This is a genomic window from Candidatus Ulvibacter alkanivorans (assembly GCF_003333325.1).
Classification (GTDB): domain Bacteria; phylum Bacteroidota; class Bacteroidia; order Flavobacteriales; family Flavobacteriaceae; genus Ulvibacter_A; species Ulvibacter_A alkanivorans.
Window position 1 is genome coordinate 1 of the sequence record NZ_QOLC01000059.1, and the last position, 23,296, is coordinate 23,296.

At 41.5% G+C, this 23,296-nt stretch carries 25 protein-coding genes and 1 tRNA gene; 9 read left to right on the forward strand and 17 right to left on the reverse strand.

Going from position 1 to position 23,296, the window contains the following annotated elements; all coding sequences use genetic code 11:
• The 7 genes from DWA30_RS04525 to DWA30_RS04555 all read left to right on the forward strand — a co-directional run.
• A partial coding sequence (locus tag DWA30_RS04525; RefSeq protein WP_317048336.1) for a tetratricopeptide repeat protein occupies positions 1-798 on the forward strand: 798 nt, incomplete at its 5' end.
• On the forward strand, positions 799-1,296 hold the full coding sequence (gene ribH / locus DWA30_RS04530) for a 6,7-dimethyl-8-ribityllumazine synthase (RefSeq protein WP_114491354.1): 498 nt from the start codon (positions 799-801) through the stop codon (positions 1,294-1,296).
• A 106-nt stretch (positions 1,297-1,402) separates the two neighbouring features.
• The gene (locus tag DWA30_RS04535; protein ID WP_114491355.1) at positions 1,403-1,690 is read left to right on the forward strand and encodes a riboflavin synthase subunit beta; all 288 of its coding nucleotides are present in this window, start codon (positions 1,403-1,405) and stop codon (positions 1,688-1,690) included.
• A complete protein-coding gene (gene mutL / locus DWA30_RS04540) occupies positions 1,690-3,543 on the forward strand; it encodes a DNA mismatch repair endonuclease MutL (RefSeq protein WP_114491356.1) in 1,854 nt (617 codons plus the stop codon). Before DWA30_RS04535 ends, mutL begins: the two co-directional genes overlap by 1 nt.
• Positions 3,544-4,290 carry a rhomboid family intramembrane serine protease gene (locus tag DWA30_RS04545; RefSeq protein WP_114491357.1) on the forward strand — a complete coding sequence of 249 codons (747 nt, stop codon included), beginning with the start codon at positions 3,544-3,546 and terminating at the stop codon, positions 4,288-4,290.
• Between the two features lie 2 nt (positions 4,291-4,292).
• Entirely contained in the window at positions 4,293-5,165 is an 873-nt protein-coding gene (locus DWA30_RS04550; protein ID WP_114491358.1) for a rhomboid family protein, read from the forward strand.
• A 10-nt stretch (positions 5,166-5,175) separates the two neighbouring features.
• Positions 5,176-6,216, forward strand: a complete 1,041-nt coding sequence (locus DWA30_RS04555) for an endonuclease/exonuclease/phosphatase family protein (RefSeq protein ID WP_114491359.1) — start codon at positions 5,176-5,178, stop codon at positions 6,214-6,216.
• Here the strand turns inward: DWA30_RS04555 and DWA30_RS04560 are convergent.
• The 17 genes from DWA30_RS04560 to DWA30_RS04640 form a co-directional block, all read right to left on the reverse strand.
• Positions 6,200-6,829, reverse strand: coding sequence for a WbqC family protein (locus DWA30_RS04560; protein ID WP_114491360.1), 630 nt, complete (start codon positions 6,827-6,829; stop codon positions 6,200-6,202). The two genes, DWA30_RS04555 and DWA30_RS04560, sit on opposite strands and share 17 nt — an antisense overlap.
• Before the next feature lie 62 nt (positions 6,830-6,891).
• On the reverse strand, positions 6,892-8,466 hold the full coding sequence (lepB, locus tag DWA30_RS04565) for a signal peptidase I (protein ID WP_114491361.1): 1,575 nt from the start codon (positions 8,464-8,466) through the stop codon (positions 6,892-6,894).
• 36 nt (positions 8,467-8,502) lie between these two features.
• Positions 8,503-9,204, reverse strand: coding sequence for a 4-hydroxy-tetrahydrodipicolinate reductase (gene dapB, locus DWA30_RS04570; protein ID WP_114491362.1), 702 nt, complete (start codon positions 9,202-9,204; stop codon positions 8,503-8,505).
• Entirely contained in the window at positions 9,201-9,797 is a 597-nt protein-coding gene (locus tag DWA30_RS04575) for a DUF5683 domain-containing protein (RefSeq protein WP_245933861.1), read from the reverse strand. Before DWA30_RS04575 ends, dapB begins: the two co-directional genes overlap by 4 nt.
• Entirely contained in the window at positions 9,787-10,686 is a 900-nt protein-coding gene (locus tag DWA30_RS04580; protein WP_114491364.1) for a ParB/RepB/Spo0J family partition protein, read from the reverse strand. Before DWA30_RS04580 ends, DWA30_RS04575 begins: the two co-directional genes overlap by 11 nt.
• A 6-nt stretch (positions 10,687-10,692) precedes the next feature.
• Positions 10,693-11,457, reverse strand: a complete 765-nt coding sequence (locus tag DWA30_RS04585) for a ParA family protein (protein ID WP_114491365.1) — start codon at positions 11,455-11,457, stop codon at positions 10,693-10,695.
• 371 nt (positions 11,458-11,828) lie between these two features.
• Positions 11,829-12,710, reverse strand: a complete 882-nt coding sequence (locus tag DWA30_RS04590) for an SDR family oxidoreductase (RefSeq protein ID WP_114491366.1) — start codon at positions 12,708-12,710, stop codon at positions 11,829-11,831.
• 68 nt (positions 12,711-12,778) lie between these two features.
• Positions 12,779-13,324 carry a GNAT family N-acetyltransferase gene (locus DWA30_RS04595; RefSeq protein ID WP_114491367.1) on the reverse strand — a complete coding sequence of 182 codons (546 nt, stop codon included), beginning with the start codon at positions 13,322-13,324 and terminating at the stop codon, positions 12,779-12,781.
• Between the two features lie 4 nt (positions 13,325-13,328).
• Positions 13,329-15,467 (reverse strand): methylmalonyl-CoA mutase, encoded by a 2,139-nt coding sequence (gene scpA, locus DWA30_RS04600; RefSeq protein WP_114491368.1) that lies wholly within the window; start codon positions 15,465-15,467, stop codon positions 13,329-13,331.
• Positions 15,460-15,657 (reverse strand): hypothetical protein, encoded by a 198-nt coding sequence (locus tag DWA30_RS04605; RefSeq protein WP_114491369.1) that lies wholly within the window; start codon positions 15,655-15,657, stop codon positions 15,460-15,462. The genes scpA and DWA30_RS04605 overlap by 8 nt, the downstream gene beginning before the upstream one ends.
• 182 nt (positions 15,658-15,839) lie before the next feature.
• Complete coding sequence (locus DWA30_RS04610) at positions 15,840-17,228, reverse strand: methylmalonyl-CoA mutase subunit beta (RefSeq protein WP_114491370.1); 1,389 nt, start codon at positions 17,226-17,228, stop codon at positions 15,840-15,842.
• Positions 17,221-17,556, reverse strand: coding sequence for an FtsB family cell division protein (locus DWA30_RS04615; protein WP_114491371.1), 336 nt, complete (start codon positions 17,554-17,556; stop codon positions 17,221-17,223). The genes DWA30_RS04610 and DWA30_RS04615 overlap by 8 nt, the downstream gene beginning before the upstream one ends.
• Positions 17,553-18,173: a uridine kinase gene (gene udk / locus DWA30_RS04620; RefSeq protein ID WP_114491372.1), complete on the reverse strand. Its 621-nt coding sequence runs from the start codon at positions 18,171-18,173 to the stop codon at positions 17,553-17,555. The genes DWA30_RS04615 and udk overlap by 4 nt, the downstream gene beginning before the upstream one ends.
• A gap of 68 nt (positions 18,174-18,241) precedes the next feature.
• Positions 18,242-18,697 (reverse strand): c-type cytochrome, encoded by a 456-nt coding sequence (locus DWA30_RS04625; protein WP_114491373.1) that lies wholly within the window; start codon positions 18,695-18,697, stop codon positions 18,242-18,244.
• Between the two features lie 22 nt (positions 18,698-18,719).
• The gene (locus DWA30_RS04630; protein ID WP_114491374.1) at positions 18,720-19,838 is read right to left on the reverse strand and encodes a PQQ-dependent sugar dehydrogenase; all 1,119 of its coding nucleotides are present in this window, start codon (positions 19,836-19,838) and stop codon (positions 18,720-18,722) included.
• Between the two features lie 387 nt (positions 19,839-20,225).
• Positions 20,226-20,300 (reverse strand) — tRNA-Pro (locus DWA30_RS04635).
• 124 nt (positions 20,301-20,424) lie between these two features.
• Positions 20,425-21,195, reverse strand: coding sequence for a YebC/PmpR family DNA-binding transcriptional regulator (locus DWA30_RS04640; protein WP_114491375.1), 771 nt, complete (start codon positions 21,193-21,195; stop codon positions 20,425-20,427).
• Between the two features lie 152 nt (positions 21,196-21,347).
• Between DWA30_RS04640 and DWA30_RS04645 the strand changes: the two genes are divergently transcribed.
• Together DWA30_RS04645 and accC are read left to right on the forward strand one after the other, a co-directional pair.
• Positions 21,348-21,851 (forward strand): acyl-CoA carboxylase biotin carboxyl carrier protein subunit, encoded by a 504-nt coding sequence (locus DWA30_RS04645; protein WP_245933862.1) that lies wholly within the window; start codon positions 21,348-21,350, stop codon positions 21,849-21,851.
• Positions 21,851-23,293, forward strand: coding sequence for an acetyl-CoA carboxylase biotin carboxylase subunit (gene accC, locus DWA30_RS04650; RefSeq protein WP_114491385.1), 1,443 nt, complete (start codon positions 21,851-21,853; stop codon positions 23,291-23,293). Before DWA30_RS04645 ends, accC begins: the two co-directional genes overlap by 1 nt.
• Positions 23,294-23,296: the final 3 nt, after the last annotated feature.

Genomic DNA, 23,296 nt, shown 5'->3' on the forward strand with positions numbered 1-23,296 from the left:
TTTTATTTTTGCGCTTCAATAAAGAAAATTATGGCAACCTACAAGAAAAGAGGCGGTAAACCAAGAACGAAAGCTGAAAAGCAATCTAAGATCGAAGATAACAGTACAACGGCCGAGGTTTTTAATACCTTGGACGAAGGTGCATCGAAAACAGAGGCTTGGGTAGAGAAGAACCAGAAGATCATTCTAGGTGTGGTTGGTGCCGTGGCTATTTGTGTATTGGGTTATTTTGCGTATCAGCAATTTATTCAACAACCTAAGGAGCAAGAAGCAATGAACGAAATGTTTCAAGCACAGGAATATTACGAATTGGCGTTGACTGCCGAGGCGAAAGATTCACTGTACGATCTAGCGTTGAATGGCGGCCGTGGAAAATACGGGTTCTTAGATATTATTGAGAACTACGGTGGTACCGATGCCGGAAATATAGCGACTTATTATGCCGGAATGTCGTATCTGCAAACCAATAACTATCAAGAGGCTATTAATCATTTAGACAACTACGACGGTGATGACGCGATGACAGGGCCATTGGCAAAGGGTGCTATAGGCGATGCTTTTGTTCAGCTAAATCAGGAAGATCAAGCGCTTAAATATTATGAGGAGGCAGCACGTATGCACAAGAATGAATTGACGACTCCACGTTTTTTACTGAAAGCTGGAATTACAGCAATGAACTTAGGCAAGACCGATGTGGCTTTAAATCATTTTTCTGAAATCACTGAAAATTATCCAAATGCTACCGAAGCTGCGAAAGCAGAAGCCTATAAAGGGATGACCGAAGCAATGACCGAGTAAATGGCAACCGAAAATAAAAATTTATCTACCTACGATAAAGCTACAATCCCAAACGCGAAAGACTTTCGGTTTGGGATTGTTGTTTCAGAATGGAATCCTGAGATCACTCAAGGCATGTTCCAAGGCGCCTTTGATGCGATCATAGACTGTGGCGGAATCAAAGAGAATATCGTGCGCTGGAATGTTCCCGGAAGTTTCGAATTGATCTATGGTTGTAAACAAATTACCAAGAGTTATGATATGTTAGACGCGGTCATAGCCATTGGTAGTGTGATCCAAGGTGAAACCAAGCATTTCGATTATGTGTGTGAAGCTGTTGCGCAAGGCATCAAAGACCTAAATGTGCAAGGCGATATTCCTGTGATATTTTGTGTTCTTACCGATAATAATAAACAGCAGGCGATAGACCGAAGTGGTGGTAAACACGGTAATAAAGGTACCGAAGCTGCTATTGCCGCTATTAAAATGGCACAATTAAAAAAGGACGCCACGTTTTAATCTTCTGAGATTTTTTCCCTTCGGAACGATAATTGTTTCATAGAAAAGGACCGCGAATTACTTCAATAAATGCGGTAATTTAAGTAACTTTGAAAACACAGCGATTATGGGAATATTAAAAACAAAAAAGAACAAAAAGTTTGGATATACGCCACGTTACTACAAGAACGACGGAGAGGGTAGTCCATTTCAAATAGAGCATAAATTTGATAAATTCAGAAAAACGGTAGGGAACAACGGTCTTAAAACAAATTTTAAAAACGCAATGGAAGATCTTAAGTCCAATCGTGACCGCACTTCCAAACGTCGAATTCTTATCATAGCCGCGATTTTAATACTACTGTTTCTATACATCATCGATTTCGATTTGTCTATATTCTTTCAAGAAATCTAATGGCAGATATCATTCAGTTATTACCAGATCATGTTGCAAATCAAATTGCAGCCGGGGAGGTGGTGCAGCGACCTGCTTCGGTCGTGAAGGAATTGCTGGAGAACGCCATCGATGCCAAAGCAACAGAGATCACGTTGTTTATTAAGGACGCAGGTAAGACCTTGATTCAGGTTACCGACAACGGAGTGGGCATGAGTACTACCGATGCACGGCTTAGTTTCGAACGCCATGCGACCTCCAAGATCAAGTCGGCCGACGATCTGTTCAATCTGCATACCAAAGGGTTTAGGGGAGAAGCATTGGCTTCTATTGCCGCTATTGCGCATGTTGAGCTAAAGACCAAAACTGCCGACGAAGAAATAGGAACTAAAATTTGTATAGAAGGTAGTGAAGTAACACTTCAAGAACCCACTGTTGCACCCACAGGAACTACTATATCTGTAAAGAATCTATTTTATAATATTCCGGCCCGACGAAATTTTTTAAAAAGCAATACGGTAGAGACACGCCATATAATTGATGAATTTCACCGCGTGGCCATGGCACATCCGAGCGTGGCATTTAAAATGATGCACAACGATACCGATGTCTTCAATTTACCGGAAAGTAATGTGCGTCAACGCATTGTTGGTATCTTCGGAAACAAGACCAATGAGAAATTAGTTCCGGTTGAGGAAGAAACGGAAATATTGAAGGTCAACGGATTTGTTCTAAAACCTCAGTTCGCTAAAAAAGGACGTGGCGAACAATTCTTCTTTGTAAATAACCGCTTTATAAAAAGCTCGTATTTACATCATGCAGTGCGTTCTGCTTTTGAAGGACTTATAAAAGACGGTACACATCCCGGCTACTTCTTATTTTTGGAAGTGGCACCACAATCGATCGATATAAACATTCATCCTACCAAAACAGAGATCAAGTTTGATGACGAACACGCGATCTATGCCATGCTTCGCGCCACCATCAAGCATAGTTTAGGACAATTTAGTATTGCTCCTGTATTAGATTTTAACAAGGACTCGGGTTTCGATACGCCCTACGAGTACAGCAAACGGCCACCGGTCGCGCCAACCATAGAAGTAGATAAGAACTTTAATCCTTTTCAGAAAGAAGCAAATCAGCGCGGTTATGTTCAAACCGCTTACAAACGTGAGCGCCCATCTTCTTGGGAATCGCTGTACATAGGCTTAAAAGCTGAAGGATTGGAAACTCCTTCCGAAGTAGAAAATATAGAATTTGAGAGTGAAGAGGTCACCGGAAGACTTTTCGATGCTACAAATACGAATACGACCGATAAAACCACATTTCAGCTTCAGAACAAATACATTGTGTGTCCCATTAAAAGTGGGATGATGGTGGTGCATCAACACTTGGCACACCAACGTATCATGTACGAAGAACTACTCAAGAATATGACAGTACAAGAAGCAGTAAGTCAACAACTGCTTTTTCCTTTGCAGTTTCATTTTTCGACCACCGATATGGAAGTGTTAGAAAAAATAAAAGAACAGCTGGAACATACGGGTTTTGTCTTTTCTGCGTTTCACGATACAAGCATAGAAGTAAGCGGTATTCCGGTAGTGGTTTCTGAAAGTCAGGCCGGTCATATTTTAGAACAACTGATAGACGATATTAAGGAGGAAGTACCGGACGCCGGATTTAGTCAGAACGATTTGTTGGCGAAGAGTATGGCGAAGAGTATGGCAGTAAAGTCCGGAACTGCTTTAAACACCGAAGCCCAAGAACATTTAATCAATCAGTTATTCGCCTGTAAGGAACCAAGTGTTTCACCAGATAACAGGCCGGTATTGATCACGTTAGATGCGAACGATTTCGATAAAAAATTTAGCTAGATGGGAAGAATCACCGAGACCGTAAAGGTGTTAATAATAATAAACGCGCTGTTTTTCGCAGGGACGTTCTTATTGCAAGAAGAAACGGCTTATCGGCTTTTCTCTTTGTATTATTTTGAGAATCCACAGTTTGAATATTGGCAACCAATTACGCATATGTTTATGCACGGCGGCTTGTTCCATATTTTATTTAATATGTACGCACTCTGGGCTTTTGGGTCGCCTTTAGAAATGCGGTGGGGGCGTAATAAGTTCTTGTTCTTCTATTTCTCGGCAGGTTTAGGAGCATTCTTAATTCATACCATTGTGAACTATTTCCACTTTCACAGTGGTTATGAGGCCTTATTACAAGCAGGTTTGAACCCAGATCAAATACAAAGCATATTAACAACGGGCCAGTATAATACGGCTATTTTGGATGCCGTGTCTCAAAGTCAGATCCAAAATATGTATGACGCTTATAACGTTCCGGCAGTTGGAGCTTCCGGAGCAATTTATGGTGTCTTGGTTGCCTTTGGGATGATGTTCCCGAACGTAGAACTCATGCTTATTTTCCTGCCTATTCCTATAAAGGCAAAATTCTTTATCCCTGCATTGATCTTGTTAGATCTATTTAGCGGAGTTACCGGATTCTCAATTTTTGGTCAAAATATTGCGAATTGGGCGCATATTGGAGGTGCTTTATTCGGGTTTATTATGGCTTGGTATTGGAAGAAAAATAGTTTTAACGACACACGTTGGTATTAGGTATGGCATCGAATAGTTTAGCATATCAGTTTAAAACGGCGAGCATCACAGTGAAATTGATCGCGATCAACACGGTCATCTTTTTGTTGGTGTCGTTAATAGCGTTCTTCTTTCAAATTCAACCCGGTTATCTTACACAATGGTTCGTGTTGCCTTCCGACATGGTTGGATTTTTAACACAGCCTTGGGCGTTTATAAGTTACGCTTTTTTGCATTTCGGATTTTTCCATTTGCTGTTTAATATGCTTTTACTGTATTGGTTTGGTAATTTTATTCTGAATCTCTTTAGTGGCAAACGACTACTTACCATTTACTTGCTGGGTGCTATTTTTGGCGGATTGTTATATGTACTTTCGTATAACTTGTTCCCGGTATTCGAGGATTCACGAGCCTATTTGTTGGGTGCATCGGGTGCTGTGACAGCGATCATGGTGTTTATAGGAACTTATACGCCCAATACACCTTTTCGAATCTTTACCTTTACTATAAAATTATGGCAAATCGCTTTGTTCTTCTTTCTGTTAGACTTGGTACGATTGCCAACTAGTGATAATGAAGGCGGACTGCTCGCACATATCGGCGGAGCTATCTTCGGGTATATCTATGCCATTCAATTGAGCAAGGGTAACGATATCGCAAAATGGTTTACCGATGTGATGGACTGGGTAAGTGACTTATTTACATCGCGAAAGAAAAAGCCGTTTAAAACTGTGCATCGTACGACACGCGCCAAACCAGATAGCAGTAAGGCTAAAAGTACAGCCACCGATAAACAAAAAAAGATAGACGCAATTTTAGATAAGATAGGTAAGAGTGGGTACGATAGTCTAACAAAGGCTGAAAAAGATTTTTTATTTAAGGCAGGAAAAGAATAACACAGATAATTTGAAGAAGTTGGGGACTTTTAGAAAGATCGTTTTTTGGGTAAATGCCTTAGTAGCGTTACTCTTGGTCATTTCATTCGTGCTCCCGTATTTGCCTCCCAAAAGCTTTCCTACACTTTCCTTATTAAGCTTAGGGGTTTCACCACTCATTTTGGTCAACGTAATTTTTGTGGTTTATTGGTTGCTTCAGTGGCGCCGACAGATGTGGCTTTCGGCTATCATATTATTTTTTGCATACTTTCATTTTAATCCGTTTTTTGAATTTTCTTCGGAAGGAGATTCCGAAGCATACAATCATACACTTACTGTCTTAAGCTTTAATGTGCGCTTGTTTAACGCCTACGAAGAAAAACCTTCCGAAGATGTGCTCACTCGTTTTGCAGAGCTTATTTCGCAAGAGCAACCCGATGTGATTTGCGTTCAAGAATACTATCGAAAATCGCCAATTAGCATTTCGGGTTATCCGTATCAGTATACACGATTTAAAGATGATAAAGCCAATTTAGGTCATGCCATCTTTTCTAAATACCCGTTGATTAATACGGGTGCGTTCGACTTCACCGATTCTTATAACAATGTCCTATTTGCCGATGTGCTGAAAGCAGAAGATACGGTTAGAGTGTATAACTTGCATTTGCAGTCCTTAGGTATTTCGCCCAAAATGGAAGCCTTGCAAGAAGGTAATAAAGAACGCTTGCGTAAAAGGCTGGCGCGTTCCTTTATACAGCAGCAGGCACAAGTGGATTTTGTACGTGACCACAAGAAGAATGTTGGGCATCCGGTTATCTTGTGCGGCGATTTTAACAACACTCCGTTCTCCTATACCTATCACAAATTACAACAGGGATTTCGAGACGCATTTGTCGAGCGGGGCAGTGGACTTGGAACTACGTTCAAATTTGATGGTTATCCCATGCGAATTGATTATATCCTTGCTTCGGAAGAACTAGATGTGCTCAATTTTAAGACAATTTCCAATTCCTTTTCCGATCACTATCCTATAAGTGCTACAGTGGGCTGGGACCTTAAACCGACAGATTAAGTTTTAGTGTTTCTAAATAATTTAATGTGTTGGGTCCTTCGTTAAAAAGTAGGTCTAATACCGAAAGATTGTGCAAAAATCCGTGCGCTTCTTGAAACACTTGAATGTACGGAGTAATGCTGTGCTTTTTTTTAGCTTTCGCAACGGCCAACTGTCTAAGGTCTGTGATCTTCGGATCTGTCTCATAATCCATGGACATTGTAGTAGGAACATTGAGCTCGATCAGTTCACTAAGTACTTCGAAAATTCTAATGTTATGAGCTAATAATTGCGTCGCCCTATCGTCGAAAAGAGCTGCGAGCTCGTCTTCATAAAATTCGAAATAAGGAGAGGTGCGATAGGCGGTTTGCAACGATTTCCAATGTTGGTCCTGCCAAGGAAATGCAGTTTCAGTAACTACGTCTTTTGTTTGTTGTCGCGTTCCATCTTTTGAATGCTTTATGGGGACATTCAACAGCAGTCTTCCATTGCTATGCGCTATGTAGGCGCGATTGCGATAGGTCTGCTTTTGGTAATTATCATGAACCTCGAATACCACTGCATTAGCCTGAGCAACGGCAGCCATCTGTACGATCGATGGGAAATAAGTGGGATGTATAAGTATCTGGTCCATTCAAAATTGCTACGGCAAAAGCCTGCCAACTATCCTAACGGATTAAACAGGCTTTGGTTGCTTTACTTTTTAGCAGACTTCTTTCGTTTTCTGAAATAGTTAAACGCAAACCAACCTATTAAAAGGATAAGGAAATATTTAAAATACGAAACAGGATTGCCTTCACCACCAACTGTAGTGAACAGACGTTCCCATCGAATTTTATTGGTGAGTCCTTTGGCATTGCTATTCCAACTCATCCATACGAATACCGGTTTACCTACAATGTGATTTTCGGGAACATAGCCCCAGGTACGCGCATCTTCACTATTGTTCCTATTGTCTCCCATCATCCAGTAATAGTTCATCTTGAACGTATATTCGGTAATTGGGGAGCCATTAAGCAGAACTTGTGTGCCCGACTGCGTAATGCTGTTCTCAACACCCAATTCGCTACCTTCATATACTTCAATTATTCGTTTGTAGAATGGAATACTCTCTGGCGTAATAGCCACCGTTTTTCCGGCTTCCGGGATGTAGATTGGGCCAAACTGATCGTTGTTCCATTGGTAATTAGGATTTGCCGGAAATGTGGTTTGCGACCATTGTCCAACTTCTCCTTGAACCCGTTGCACTTGTAGTATATCGGGAAGATTCTTGATTCGTTCGGCTGTTTCCGAAGTCATATGCATGATATAGGCCGTGCCTTGTTGGTTGATCACGCCCATATCGGTTACGTCGTAGCGCTCCATCACATACTGCAGATTTATGGGTCTCGATGTGATCACTTGATGAGCGAATTGCAGTTTTGCGCGACTTGGTAAGGTGTTTTGTTTGCCGTTGATAAAGACAAATCCGTCTTTAACAGCAATAGAATCACCTGGAACACCCACACAACGCTTTACATAATTCGATTTCTTATCTATGGGTTTATAGTAGTATTTTCCATCGCCGTATTGTTGAAAAGCATTCACGGTATCGACCGGCCAATTGAATACCACAATGTCATTTCGTTCTATCTTTTGAAATCCGGGAAATCTAAAATAGGGGAGTTGAGGTTTTGGAAGATACGATTTAACCTTTACGACCGGTATGGTATCATGTACCATAGGGAAGGAGATAGGTGTCATAGGAGTTCGCGCGCCATAATGATATTTGCTCACAAAAAGGAAATCACCTACTAATAATGTCTTTTCTAATGATGAGGTCGGGATGGTGAACGGTTGCATAAAATAAGTATGCACTATGGTGGCAGCAACCACCGCAAAAAGGATGGAACTCACCCATTCTCCTGTGGCGGTTCTTGGTTTTAAACTGCGATCTTCTATATAAGTAACGTCTTGGGTGTAATTTATATAATAGATATAAAGTCCTAAAGTGAGTAGAACCAAAGCGGTGTCGGCAGTACTGTTGCGGCCAAAACTACGAATGGTTTCTACCCATACCACCGGAAACATGATCAAGTTTACGATAGGAACAAAAAGTAAGATCGTCCACCACCAGGGTCGGTTAATGATCTTCATTAGAACTACCGCATTGTATACGGGAACTGCTGCTTCCCAGGCGTTTCTCCCTGCTTTAGTATATAGTTTCCATGTTCCGGCAAAGTGGATTACCTGAATTACAAGTATAAATATCAACCAACCTGTCCAAGTCATAATTCTTATTTTGTGAAGGAAATTCCTTCCGTTCTTTTATTTTAATTGAAGCACGTCCTTCATGGTGTAAACTCCTTTTTTATCTTGAAGCCACTCTGCTGCTAAGATAGCTCCTTTTGCAAATCCGTCGCGACTATGTGCTTCGTGTCTCAAACTAATGGAATCGATTTCCGAAGCATACTCAATAATATGTGTGCCCTTTATACCTGCTATTCGTTTTGCTATAATTTGAATGTTCTCTTCGGAAGCCTCCGCCAGCGTCCATTCTTTCTTTGCTGTATTTTTAATGATTCCTTCGGCCAATGTGATCGCTGTCCCGCTTGGAGCATCTTTTTTCTCGGTATGATGGATCTCTTCAATTCCAACCGAATATTCGTCCCAGTCTTTCAGTAGGGTAGCCGCGTATTCGTTTAGGCTAAAGAAGAGATTTACACCAACGCTGAAGTTGGACGCATAAATAAGGCTTCCGTTACGATTGGAGCACATTTCCAGTACTTGCTCGTATTCATCTAGCCATCCTGTGGTGCCACATACTACAGGTATGTTCGCTTCAAAACAAGATGTTAGATTGGTCACGGCTGCTTCAGGAGAAGAGAATTCGATTGCTGCATCGGCATCTGTAAGATCTCCTTCCGAAGTAGTACTTGAACGCTTAAAAACAATGCTGTGGCCTTTAGCGATAGCAAGGCTTTCGATCGTTTTTCCCATTTTTCCGTATCCTAAGAGTGCTAACTTCATTTTAGATTGAGTCTAAGAGATAGTCCGTAATTTGTACTTGCGTTTATTGGGTTCACCTCAAAGTTTGGTTGCACCGAGAGGTTTTCATTTACGTTAAATTGTTTTAAATGCGCATCGACATTCGCATCAACGATATTCACCAAATAGAATGCAAGCGTAACAATTATGCTTATGTCTTTGTTCTTTTGGGCGGACCGTTGTGCGTCTATAAGTCGGTCGTTAGAGATCACCGGAGTTTCACCATTACCATAAAATTCGTCGTCTGTAAATCCTGCTAATCGCCGTTTGTAGGCGGTTCTAAAACGATCGTAATCGTTGTCATTCTTAATGTAGAAATACACTCCCGAAGCCATACCTGCATAAATTATTGGGATCTTCCAATAGCGTTTGTTATAAGCTTGACCCAATCCCGGCAGTACAGCCGAATAGAACGCAGCCTTAGACGGTGCCAATGGATTGTACGAAGTTGTGATAGAATCTTCTACCACCACGATACGTTCATTTTTTGTTACTGAAAGTGAATCGGTAGTTTGTGCAGCCAGTGTACCCGAGACAAAAAATAGAAACCAATAAAGGAGCAGATTAGTTTTCACTTTTAATTCGATTGAGGATACGTAGAAAATCATCCTTGTCTTTAAAAGGGAGTACGAGTTGTCCTTTTCCCGACTTCGCTACTTTCACATCTACTTTGGTATCTAAGAGATCGGAGAGTTCTTTTCTCCCTTTATTTGCAAATTGCGGAAGTTGCTTTTTCGTTTTCTTTGGGGTATCGTCGGGTGTTTTATAGTTTCTTACGAGTGCTTCGGTGTCACGTACCGAGAGTTTTTCGGAAATGATCTTCTCGTAGATGTCTAGCTGATCGTTGGTGTCTTCGATATTGATTAACGCTCTACCATGCCCCATGCTTATAAAACCATCACGCATCCCGGTTTGAATGATAGGGTCTAATTTTAACAAGCGTAAGTAATTGGCTATGGTCGATCTATTTTTACCCACTCGATCGCTTAATTCTTCTTGAGTCACATTGATCTCTTCAATAAGTCGTTGATATGAAAGTGCGATCTCGATAGGATCGAGGTCTTGTCGTTGAATGTTTTCAACCAAGGCCATTTCTAACGATTCTTGATCGTTGGCTATTCGGATATACGCAGGAATAGTAGCTAATCCTATAAGTTTGGAAGCTCTAAAACGACGTTCCCCGCTAACCAGCTGGTACTTGTTAAAATCTAGTTTGCGTACTGTGATAGGTTGAATAACACCCAGCTCCTTAATGGAAGAGGCCAATTCACGCAGGGATTCTTCATTAAAACTGGTTCTAGGTTGAAATGGGTTTACTTCGATGCTGTCGAGATCTAATTCGACAATGCTTCCTACCACCTTATCTGCATTTTTGTCTTCAGCAGACTTAATATCGTTAGAAGGATCTTTCAGCAACGCCGATAATCCACGTCCTAATGCTTGCTTTTTAGTTGCTTTCGCCATCGTCTCTTAACCGTTTTTCTCAATTAGTTCTTGTGCCAAACTTAAGTAATTATTGGCGCCTTTACTACTAGCATCATAGCTAATAATGCTCTCACCATAACTAGGTGCTTCACTTAAACGCACATTACGCTGAATGATTGTTTTAAACACCATTTCATCGAAATGTTTTTTAACTTCATCTACCACCTGATTGGACAATCGCAGTCTCGAATCGTACATGGTTAGCAGTAAGCCTTCGATATCTAGATTTTCGTTATGGATCTTCTGTACACTTTTTACCGTGTTTAACAGTTTACCGAGCCCCTCAAGTGCGAAATATTCACATTGAATCGGAATAATTACCGAATCTGCTGCTGTAAGCGCATTAAGCGTTAATAACCCTAGCGATGGCGCGCAATCGATTAATATAAAATCATACTCTGATCGCAAACCGTCGATCGCATTTTTAAGCATATACTCTCGCTGTTCTTTGTCTACCAATTCTATTTCGATGGCTACAAGATCTATATGAGAAGGAATAACATCTAGATTTGGCGAGTTGGTCGATACAATTGCTTCTTTTGCGGATACCGTGTGTTCTAGGAGTTGATAGGTGCCCATTTCGACATTTTCTACTTCAATTCCCAGACCCGATGTGGCATTGGCTTGGGGATCGGCATCGATCAACAACACCTTTTTTTCTAATACACCTAAGGAAGCCGCTAGATTAACTGAGGTTGTGGTCTTTCCAACCCCTCCTTTTTGATTTGCAATTGCAATGATTTTTCCCATTAAGTTGCTACAAGATTAAGCGTTAAAAATACGATTAATAAACCGGATAGAAAATGAATTTTGTTAACAGGAAGTGAACAATTTTATACTACCGATCTATTGTAAACCATACTCTAAATCAATTTGTTCGGATTATTTTTGTTGGGATGAAAGGTTGTTTGTTGTAACTATTTTGAAAAATTGAGTGCTCACTTGGAGCAAAACAGTCTAAGTATAAAAAGAATTGTCTGTTCGAGTGGTTCGCCTTAGGCGAACGGTATCGAGTATCGCTACTCACAAAAAATAAACGATTCTCGATACAATCCCGTTACGACGGGATCACTCGAACAGACCTCCCTTATGACTTAAAGTTACAAATAATTTCTCACTTCTTATTTGTTCTTCTTAGATCGTATCATCATTTCCAGCATATCCCACATTTGCTCAGGGATTTCTTCTAGTAAATTCATTTGTCCGGCTCCCTTCAACCATTCACCACCGTCGATCACGATCACTTCGCCGTTTAAATATGCCGAAAAGTCGGATACCAAATAGGCGGCTAGGTTCGCTAGTTCTTGATGATCTCCCACTCGTTTCAAAGGAACTTTTTTCGCAAGGTCAAACTTCTCCTTTAACTCTCCCGGTAACAAACGGTCCCATGCCCCTTTGGTAGGAAACGGTCCCGGGGCGATAGCATTAAAGCGCATACCGTATTTTGCCCATTCTACAGCTAACGATCGTGTAAGTGCAAGTACACCTGCCTTTGCAGTGGCACTAGGCACAACATAGGCAGATCCTGTAAAGGCATATGTCGTCACGATATTTAAAACTGTCTTGTTTGTTTCTTTTTTGTCTATCCAATGCTTTCCAAAGGCTAAGGTGCAGTTCTTAGTACCTTTTAATACGATGTCTATAATGGTGTCAAAAGCGTTTGCCGATAAACGCTCGGTAGGTGAAATAAAGTTTCCGGCAGCGTTGTTTAAAAGAACATCTACGGTTCCAAATGTATCGACAGAAGCCTTTACCATTGCTTCTACTTCATCGTAATTTCGAACATCACATTGTACAGGAAGCACTGTGCCACCTGTCTGTGCTTCCAGCTCTTTCTGTACTTTTTCGAGCTTTTCGATATTTCGAGAGGTGATTACCACATTTGCCCCTAATTCTAAAAAATAGGTGGTCATCGATTTGCCGAGTCCGCTTCCACCGCCTGTTACTACAATTGTTTTTCCCTTTAGTGCGTCGTCACGCAGCATTTTCGCTTGTAAATCCATCGTTATTGTCTTAAGTTGGTCAGGTAAAAATACGGAAAGCAATTGAATTATTATGCGTGCATAGTAATTTAATCGGTTTTCTTTTTTCTATAGGCAAAGCAATAGGGGAAGCGGGGGTCATTTTTGATCTTTGGGTGCACGAACGTCCCGCAAGGTTTCATGCCAATTTTTTGCATGACTTTTTCTGAAGCTGTATTTCCTTTTGCAGCGAACGCATAGACTTCTTCTTGGTGAAAAATAGTGAACGCTGCTTCTAAACAGGCAAATGCTGCTTCCGAAGCATACCCTTTTCCCCATGCAGCACGTTTTAAGCGCCACCCCATATCTACACAGGGAGTGAACTCACTCTCCCAAGTTTGGTTCATAAGACCTGTAAAGCCAATAAATTCGCTGGTTTCTAACACTTCGACAGCAAAATAGCAATATCCGTGGGTAATGAAATGCTGTTGTAATTTCTCGATCAATTCGATCGATTCTTCTGTTGATAATAGCTTCGGAAAGTATCGCATGACCTCAGGGTCTTTGCCCATAGCTACAAAAGGTGCTACATCTGTGGCTTCCCAGTTTCTTAGTCCGAGTCGCTTAGTTTGTAATACAAACTTCCTTGCTGTCATACACCTAGGCTACCGAATCTATCAAGACCTGCAGCATTTCGATCGCTGCGTCCGGAATTCTCGTTCCAGGACCATAGACTGCTACGGCACCTGCATCGAATAAATATTGATAATCTTGTGCGGGTATTACACCACCTACAATCACCATGATATCATCACGACCTAAAGCTTTTAGTTCTTCAATTACCTGGGGCACTAAGGTTTTATGCCCAGCGGCCAAAGAAGATACGCCTAAAATATGTACGTCGTTCTCAACAGCTTGTTTTGCGGCCTCTTTTGGAGTTTGGAATAAGGGGCCAATGTCTACATCAAAACCTACGTCGGCATAACCTGTGGCGACGACCTTAGCGCCGCGATCATGTCCATCCTGACCCATTTTGGCGATCATGATTCTAGGTCGCCGTCCTTCTAGTTCGGCGAATTCGTCAGCCATTTGTCGGGCCTTTTCAAAGGAGGCGTCTTTTTTTATTTCTTTGCTATACACTCCGCTAAAGGATTTGATTTGTGCTTTATAGCGACCAAATACACGTTCGCAAGCATCACTTATTTCTCCTAGTGTCGCTCGTTCTCTTGCTGCCGCTACTGCTAAAGCTAATAAATTTCCATCAGCTGTGCGTGCACATTCAGTTAAATTTGATAGTGCTTGTTCCACTTTTTTAGAATCTCGTGCTTTTTTTATTTGCTCTAATCGAGCAATTTGAGACATTCGCACCTTTTGGTTATCTACATCCAAAATTTGAAGCGGATCTTCTTTCTCGAGTCGATATTTATTAACACCAACAATAATGTCTTGTCCGCTATCAATTCGAGCTTGTTTTCTTGCAGCTGCTTCTTCTATACGAAGTTTTGGGATTCCGGCTTCAATTGCTTTGGTCATACCACCTAGCGATTCCACCTCTTCAATGAGTGTCCAGGCTTTGCTAGCTATTTCATCGGTAAGACTTTCTACATAATAGCTACCGGCCCATGGATCGACCGTGCGTGTGATCTGAGTTTCTTCCTGAAGGTAAATTTGTGTGTTCCGTGCAATCCGCGCTGAAAAATCGGTAGGCAAGGCAATGGCCTCATCCAAGGCATTTGTGTGTAAACTTTGGGTGCCGCCAAAAGCCGCAGCGGCAGCTTCTATACATGTTCGAGCCACATTATTAAACGGATCTTGCTCTGTAAGACTCCAACCGCTCGTCTGACAATGTGTGCGTAAGGCCAATGACTTCTCGTTCTTAGGATCGAACTGCTTCACGATCTTGGCCCAAAGCATGCGCGCGGCGCGCATCTTGGCGATTTCCATAAAATGATTCATCCCAATAGCCCAAAAGAACGAAAGTCGAGGCGCAAAGGTGTCGATATCCATGCCGGCAGCAATTCCGGTTCGTATGTATTCCAATCCGTCGGCTAAGGTGTACGCAAGCTCAATATCGCATGTGGCACCGGCTTCCTGCATATGATAACCGGAGATGGAAATAGAATTGAATTTCGGCATATTTTCCGAAGTAAATTCAAAAATGTCACTAATGATCTTCATCGATGGTTTTGGCGGATAGATATAGGTATTTCGCACCATAAACTCCTTTAAGATATCATTTTGGATGGTTCCTGTTAAGGCATTCAACGAAACGCCTTGTTCTTCCGCAGCAACAATATAAAATGCCATGATCGGTAAAACCGCACCGTTCATGGTCATAGAAACACTCATTTTGTCTAATGGGATCTGATCGAACAAGACCTTCATGTCTTCTACCGTATCGATTGCGACTCCTGCTTTACCCACATCGCCTACGACACGCTCATGATCGCTATCGTAGCCTCGGTGGGTGGCGAGATCGAATGCGACCGACAGCCCTTTTTGACCTGCAGCTAGATTTCGACGATAAAAAGCATTGCTTTCTTCGGCCGTTGAAAACCCCGCATATTGTCGAATGGTCCAAGGGCGCCGCACATACATTGTAGAATATGGTCCACGCAGATATGGCGGTATGCCTGCCACAAAATTAAGGTGTGATAACGAGTCGGTTGCTTGGTCTGTATAACGCTCCTGTATTTTTATATCCTCGGCAGTAGTATAGGTCGAACCGGTGCTTTTGGTGTTTGTCTCACTAAGGTCACTTGTAGTTAGTTCTAAATGTTGTAAATTTTTTCTAGCCATCGATAATTAGTTTAATTAAAAATACCACTGCAACTCCCATTAAAATTATTCCACCGGAGGCCGCTGAATAGATAAATACCTTAGAAGTACCACTGCGCTGATATCTCGCGGTCTTTACACCATACTGCAACAGTCGAACTCCTAAAAAGAAGAGCAGTAATGGCAAGAAGATTTGACCTATAGATCCCATATTCAATTTTTATATTATTGCTCTCGAAGCCAGATATATGCCAAATCCCACAAACAAGACGCCCGATAGAATAATGATGTATTGGTAATATTTTGATCTGCTAAGTCGCTTAAACCGAATTAACAATGCGAATCCCAATAACATAAAAATCAATCCTAATATGACCTCTAGTGCTTCCTGGCTCACGATTGTTCAGTTTTAAGGCGTTCTTGTTCTATTTTTTCTGAAAGACGGCATGGTACAACGGGAGCAATAAGTGTTTTTCGTGCTTTGGTCTTTACAAACGGATATAATTCCATATCGTCTTTCATCCGGTCGGCGGCATTGGTCTGGTAATTGGTGCCCAATAATTTTAACTTCCCACTGTCAAACAGTTGTTGTTCTTTCTCGGCACTTTCTTTTATTTTGCGTTGTATGGTGCCTTCTTTCAATTGTTTTAAAAAACCACCTCCGGCCTCAATATTCTTAAATAATTCTAGTGCTTTTTCTGCCAATTCGGTGGTTAAATTTTCGATATAATAGGTTCCATCGGCCGGGTTGCTTACGGTATCAAAATAACTTTCAGCTTTTAATATGAGCAGTTGATTGCGTGCAATTCGTTCGCCAAATTCGTTGCTTTTATGGTAAAGTACGTCATACGGTAAATTACAAATGGTATCGGCTCCACCTAGGATAGCACTCATACATTCGGTGGTGGTTCTAAGCATATTCACATTGTAATCGTAAATGGCTTTGTTTCGTTTCGATGGAATCGCCACAACATGACACTCCCTTTTACAGTGGTACGCTCCTGCTAGGACTGCATAAAGTTTTCGAAGTGCTCTAATTTTTGCGATCTCAAAAAAGTAATTACTGCCTACCGCGATCTTAAAAGTCATGGAGTTAATACCAGCTGCTTGCGTTGTATCTTCATTTGCGCTCCAATGATTCAAATATTCATTCGCGTGTGCCATTGCATATGCCAATTGTTGAACGATATTCGCGCCGGCATTTTGATATGTCGTTGTGTCGACACTTAGTATATTCGCTTCGGAAGCTTTTTGAACTACAGTTTCGACTACCGAATGGTCCTTTTCTAAGCTGTGATACCAATTTCCCTGTTCCGCAAGATGACCAATTAAGTCGATGTTGTAATAAACCGTTGCTTGTTTTTCTGTAAGGTACTGTTGCAACTGAAGCATAAAGGCTTCAGAAAGGAACTGAAGATCAAAATAGATACTTGCTCTGTCGAAAGGAAAATCTTTAAATACGGATGTTGTATCGAACGCAGCTTCCGAAGAAAAAAGTATGGCTTCCGCCCCTCGCTCGACAGCGTCCAATGCCAGTCTATTTGCAATTTTAGGATCATCGATAAAGATCGATTGTGCAATCTTCCATTGTTGGGGTTGACCCGGAATGGGAGGGAAGGGATTTGCAACATCGTCTTGATGGTAGAACGGTTTTACATGAATACCTTCTAACGATTGCCATACCAAGGTCTCGTTATAGTCGGCACCTTTTAGATCGAACTGTATCTTTTGTTTCCATTGTTTCGCGGAAACTTCATCAAAATCGTCGAAAAGTTTACTCATTATCATTGTCTTTTTTGATGCTGTCCTCGTGTTGAATTATATAGATGTCCTCGTTTTCCTTTTTGAGGTAATATTTTTCTCTCGCAAATTTTTCTACCTCATTGCTGTCTTTCATCTTTTCGATAAAGACCTTGTCCTTTTCGATCTCGCCTTTGTAAAACGCTTTATTCTCCTCCAAGGCTTCGATGTCGTCGTCTAATTCCTTATGAATAAAGTAGGAATTGGTGTCGAAAAAGAACATCCATATCACAAATAGCAGGAGGATAAGTATGTATTTATTACTTATCACCTTAAACCATTTCTTTTGTTTTATTTCTGAAAAACTCACGATTCGGTTTTCGCTATTTTCTGATTAATAATACTCCTAATCACATTCACCGCTACGGTATTGTAACGGTTGGTAGGAATTATGATATCGGCAAATTCTTTTGTCGGCTCAATAAATTGCTGATGCATGGGTTTGAGCGTTGATTGATATCGATTCAATACTTCTTCAAGGTCTCTGCCACGCTCTGCAATATCACGTTTTAATCGGCGTATTAGTCGCTCGTCACTATCGGCATGTACAAAGATCTTAATGTCAAAATGCTGTCGAATTTCGGGGTGCGTAAGTATAAGGATTCCCTCAACTATTACCACTTTTCTCGGATAGGTAGTTACCGTTTCTCCGGTTCGATTGTGCTCAACGAACGAGTAGACCGGTTGTTCGAACGATTCGCCTTTCCGAAGTAATTCTAAGTGGGAACACAACAAATCAAAATCGATCGAGTTTGGGTGGTCAAAATTGATCTTCACGCGTTCTGCGTACGATAGGTGACTGGTGTCCTTGTAATATGAATCTTGTGATATGATACACACCTCGTCTTGTGGTAATTCTGCCACAATTTGACCGACCACTGTCGTTTTTCCACTTCCTGTACCGCCGGCAATACCTATTATGAGCATACGTAGATGTTTCAGCAAAAATAAGGATTATGTTAATGAGTTTCCACCCTCAGGCATAAAAGCTGTGATTATTTTTCAACAGCTGCCACTTCTTCCTCAGTAACCATTTTTTCTTGGGTATTGCCCCATGAGTTCATCACATAATTAAGAACATCGGCGACTTCGGCATCGGTCAAACCCATTGGCGTCATGATCCCATTATAGGTAACTCCATTCACCACGATCTCGCCGCGTTGCCCATATTTTACCGAATGTATACTTTCAGTTCGTTTTTCGGTGAGCCAATTAGACCCCGCCAAAGGAGGAAAATTATTTGGAACACCTTTGCCATTTGGTAAGTGACATTGTTTACAGAAATCGTCGTAGATCACTGCGCCACGCTCTATACTTTTTTCCAGCACTGTTTGATTGTTAGACGCTGTTTTGTTTTGGCCTATTTTAATGGGTTCTTTTGTTTTTTTTTCTGAAGAATTACAGGCACAGCATAACATGGCAGCTGTAATTAGTATGACTAGTTTTTGCATTTTATTCTAAGCGTTACGATTACTATTCCGGAATGATTCTCACAATTCCCTTACCTTCGATGCCGATATAAATTAGACCATCGGGGCCTTGTTTCACATTGCGAACACGACCCACGTCTTCGGCAATTTTTTCACGACCAATTACCTCGGTACCGTTAAGTTTCACCAATTCGACATAATTGAACTTTAACGACCCTACTAGTAAATGCCCTTTCCAATCGGGATAGGTGTCGCCGGTAACGAAGTCCATTCCACAGGGTGCGATCGAAGGTACCCAGTAATAGATTGGTTGCACCATTCCCGGTCTGGAAGTTTCGTCGGTGAATTTGGTACCACTGTAATTTACTCCGTAAGATACCACGGGCCAACCGTAATTAGCTCCTTTTTCAACAATATTGATCTCATCTCCACCTTTTGGTCCATGCTCATGAATCCATATTTCTCCGGTTTCTGGATGTCTTGCCATACCTTGCGGATTGCGATTTCCGTAGGTAAAAATTGCTTTTTTCGCATTGGGTACGTCTACGAACGGATTGTCATCCGGAATACGACCGTCTTCATGTAGGCGATAGACTTTTCCTCCGTCGCGAGTAAGGTCTTGTGGGTTTACATCCCGTTGCCCTCGTTCTCCAATAGTAAAGAACACGTAGCCATTCTTGTCGAATTCTATACGAGAGCCAAAATGTTGTCCGCGCGTACTATTAGGAGTTGCTTTATAGAGCGCTTCAATATTGGTTAAAGCATTATTTTCAAGTTTCGCTCGAATCAATTTGGTGTTTCCACCTTCACCTTCGCCTTCTGTCGAAGCATAGGTGATATAGATCCAGCCATTCTCACTATAATTAGGATGGGCTTCGATATCTAATAAGCCCCCTTGTCCGCGATTGTATACCTCAGGAACATTCGTTACGGTAGATTTGGTGCCATTTTTAAAATGGATGAGTTGGCCACTTATTTCGGTTATGAGCATACTGCCGTCGGGCAGCCAAGTCATTCCCCACGGATTTGCAAGTCCGTCGACCACGGTTTCGATCGAGTAGGTACGCTTTTCGGTATTAAGAGCGACATCGTTCTTTTTTTTCGGTGCGTTACACCCAACCAGAATCGTGGTGAACGCGAATACCGCTATTAGTTTTTTCATAGGTGTGATAATTTTCTTTGAAAGATACTAAAATTAGGTCGAAACGTGAAAAGCCCCAACTCTTAATAAGCTGAGGCTTTTGCGGGGGAATAATGTCTATCTGAACACGTAAGTAGTACTCAGGTTCTCTGACATTCTTATGTACGAAAAATAAAAGCTTTTGGTTTTATAAGGGTTACTATTAAGTCCCAATCTCTTTCGTAATTAGATTTTCTGGTCGGGGTGGCAGGGTTACTCGCTTCGCTCGTGATCCTAAAGGAGGGGGTGGATACATCAAAAGCTAAAAGCTGCGCTTTCATACTCTTTTTATTTTCACCTCGTCTTGCAAATTAGGTTCGCGACTTATGAAAATAAAAAAAGCCAAACAATTTTGTTTGGCTTATGATGTCGGGGTGGCAGGATTCGAACCTGCGACCTCCTGCTCCCAAAGCAGGCGCGATGACCGGGCTACGCTACACCCCGAGGTGTATTTCTAAATTCGAGAAGATTTGCTTCTAGAATTTCGAGTGGCAAAAATAATCAATTCGTAGTGTCTTACAAGCGATGCGACCAATTATTTTTACGGAATGTTTTACCGCGTTCAATTTTAGGTGGCTTCAGCGAGTTCCAGCTCCTTTTCTAATTCCTCGGTTAGTTCCAATGTGTGATACACATCTTGTACATCATCGTCGTCTTCGAACGCTTCAATTAACCTTACAATATCCTTGGCTTCCGATAGTGGTAGTGTTTTAGTGTGCACCGGAATACGCTCTAATTCTGCATTTTTAGGTTCAATATTCAATTCCTCAAAGGCAGTGGACATCTTTCCGAAGTCATTAAAATCGGTATACACGATTACAAAATCTGATTCAATCTCGAACTTGGTGGCTCCGGCTTCAATGAGTTGTAATTGTAATTCTTCAAGATTGATTTCTATTGTGTTTTTTTCTATTGTAAAAACGCCTTTTCTGTCAAATAGAAATTCAAGTGATCCGTTAGTGCCCAAGCTGCCTTCATGTCGTGTGAAAATTGATCGTACCGAAGCTACTGTTCGGTTGGTATTGTCTGTAGTACATTCTATAAAAAAGGCAATTCCGTAGGGTCCATAGCCTTCAAAACTTATCTTTTCATATGCATCGGCATCGGCTCCGGTCGCTTTTTTTATTGCGCGTTCAATAGTGTCTTTTGGCATATTAACACCCTTCGCGTTTTGAATGGCGTTTCTCAAGGCAGGATTGGTTTCGGGATCGCCATTTTGATCGCTTTCCTTGATCGCAACATTGATCTCTTTAATGATACGAGTAAACTGCTTGCCGCGTTTTTTGTCTTGAGCGCCCTTTCGATGTTTGATGTTCGCCCATTTACTATGTCCAGCCATGTGTTACGGTTTTTCTTACAGAGTAACCTACTATTTTTTGTGTATTCCTAAAAATGAATTGTCTTAAATATTTCTGAAAAAACAATTAAAATCACATTACCACCGTAGCAGCCCATGCTATCTTTGTCTGCTGTCGACAAAAATGTATCTTTATGCAAAATTTTACTATGGACGAATCCTTTAAGGCAATAGTTAATGATTCTTTCGAATTTTCCTTGCTTCGGAAAGAGATAGAGTCACTCGACTTACTTTCCGAAGAAAATAAACTTCACCTGCTACACGAAAATAGGTCTGTTGAAGCGACAATTTTAGACAGTGATTTTAACAATAGAAGCTACACCTTAAAAATTAAAGGCAAGCGCTATACGGTTAAGCTTGAGAGCGAATTAGATGCCCTCATCGAAGAAATGGGCTTATCCCTTGGTGCAGATGCTGTCGACAATGAAGTTCACGCACCTATGCCCGGACTCATATTAGAAGTAAATGTTTCCGAAGCACAAGAAGTAAAAGAAGGGGACGCACTCTGTGTATTGGAAGCCATGAAAATGGAGAATGCGCTTATGGCTCCCAGAGACGGAGTCATAAAATCAGTACAGATTGCAAAAGGGGATGCTGTAGAAAAAGGGATGTTATTGATAGAATTAGAAGCTATATGATACGAAAAATAGTAATTGCCAATCGTGGTGAGATCGCAGTTCGCATAATTAAAACTGCCAAAAATATGGGGATAAAGACGGTGGCTGTCTATTCGGAAGCCGATCGAAATGCACCTCATGTAATTCAAGCCGATGAAGCTGTATGTATAGGTCCCGCGCCTTCTTCAGAATCGTATTTAAAAGGGGACACCATTATTAAAGTGGCCAAAGATAAAAATGCGGATGCCATTCACCCGGGCTACGGATTTCTAAGTGAAAATGCAGAATTTGCCGAGAAAGTGAAAGCGAACGATCTGTTGTTTATTGGTCCTAAGCCTCATGCTATTCGCGTAATGGGAAGTAAACTGGCAGCAAAAGATGCGGTAAAATCGTACGATATACCAATGGTGCCAGGGATAGATGAAGCCATTACCGATGTTGGCAAAACCAAAGAAATAGCGAATGAAATTGGATTTCCAATACTCATAAAAGCATCTGCCGGCGGTGGAGGAAAAGGAATGCGGATCGTAGAAAGAGAAGCAGAGTTAGCCGAACAGATGAAACGCGCTATTAGTGAAGCCGAATCGGCCTTTGGTGATGGTTCGGTTTTTATAGAAAAGTATGTAGCCTCACCGCGACATGTGGAAATTCAAGTGTTGGCAGATTCCTTCGGAAACACTCTGCACCTGTTCGAACGGGAGTGTAGCGTACAACGTAGACACCAGAAAGTAGTAGAAGAAGCACCATCGGCGGTGCTGACGCCGGAATTGCGCGCTAAAATGGGTGAAGCAGCAGTTAAAGTAGCAAGAGCATGCGATTATTTGGGAGCCGGGACGGTAGAGTTCTTATTAGATGAGAACCACAATTTTTACTTTTTAGAAATGAATACCCGTCTGCAAGTCGAGCATCCCGTAACAGAATGGATCACAGGGATCGATCTGGTAGAACAACAAATAAAAATTGCACAAGGAGAAGCGTTAGATTTTAAGCAAGAGGATCTAGCAATACATGGTCATGCGATCGAATTACGCGTGTATGCCGAAGATTCTTTCGATAATTTTATGCCTAGTGTAGGTACTTTAGAGCGCTATCGCCCGCCGAGCGGCGAAAACATTAGAGTGGATGACGGATTTAGAGAAGGGATGCAGGTACCCATTCATTACGATCCAATGTTGTCCAAATTGATCACTTGGGGTAAAACTCGGAACGAGGCCATACAACGAATGTTAACCGCTATTGAAGCCTACGAAGTAGTAGGTGTGAGTACGACGCTTCCCTTCGGAAGGTTTGTATGTGAACATGAAGCTTTTAGAAGTGGCGCGTTCGACACTCATTTTGTGAAAAAATACTATTCCGAAGAAATCCTACAAGAACAAATGAAAGTAGATGCCGAGATTGCCGCAAAGGTGGCGTTACACCGGTATTTGAAAGACTTAGAAAAACTGCGTCTACCAAATCAATAATAT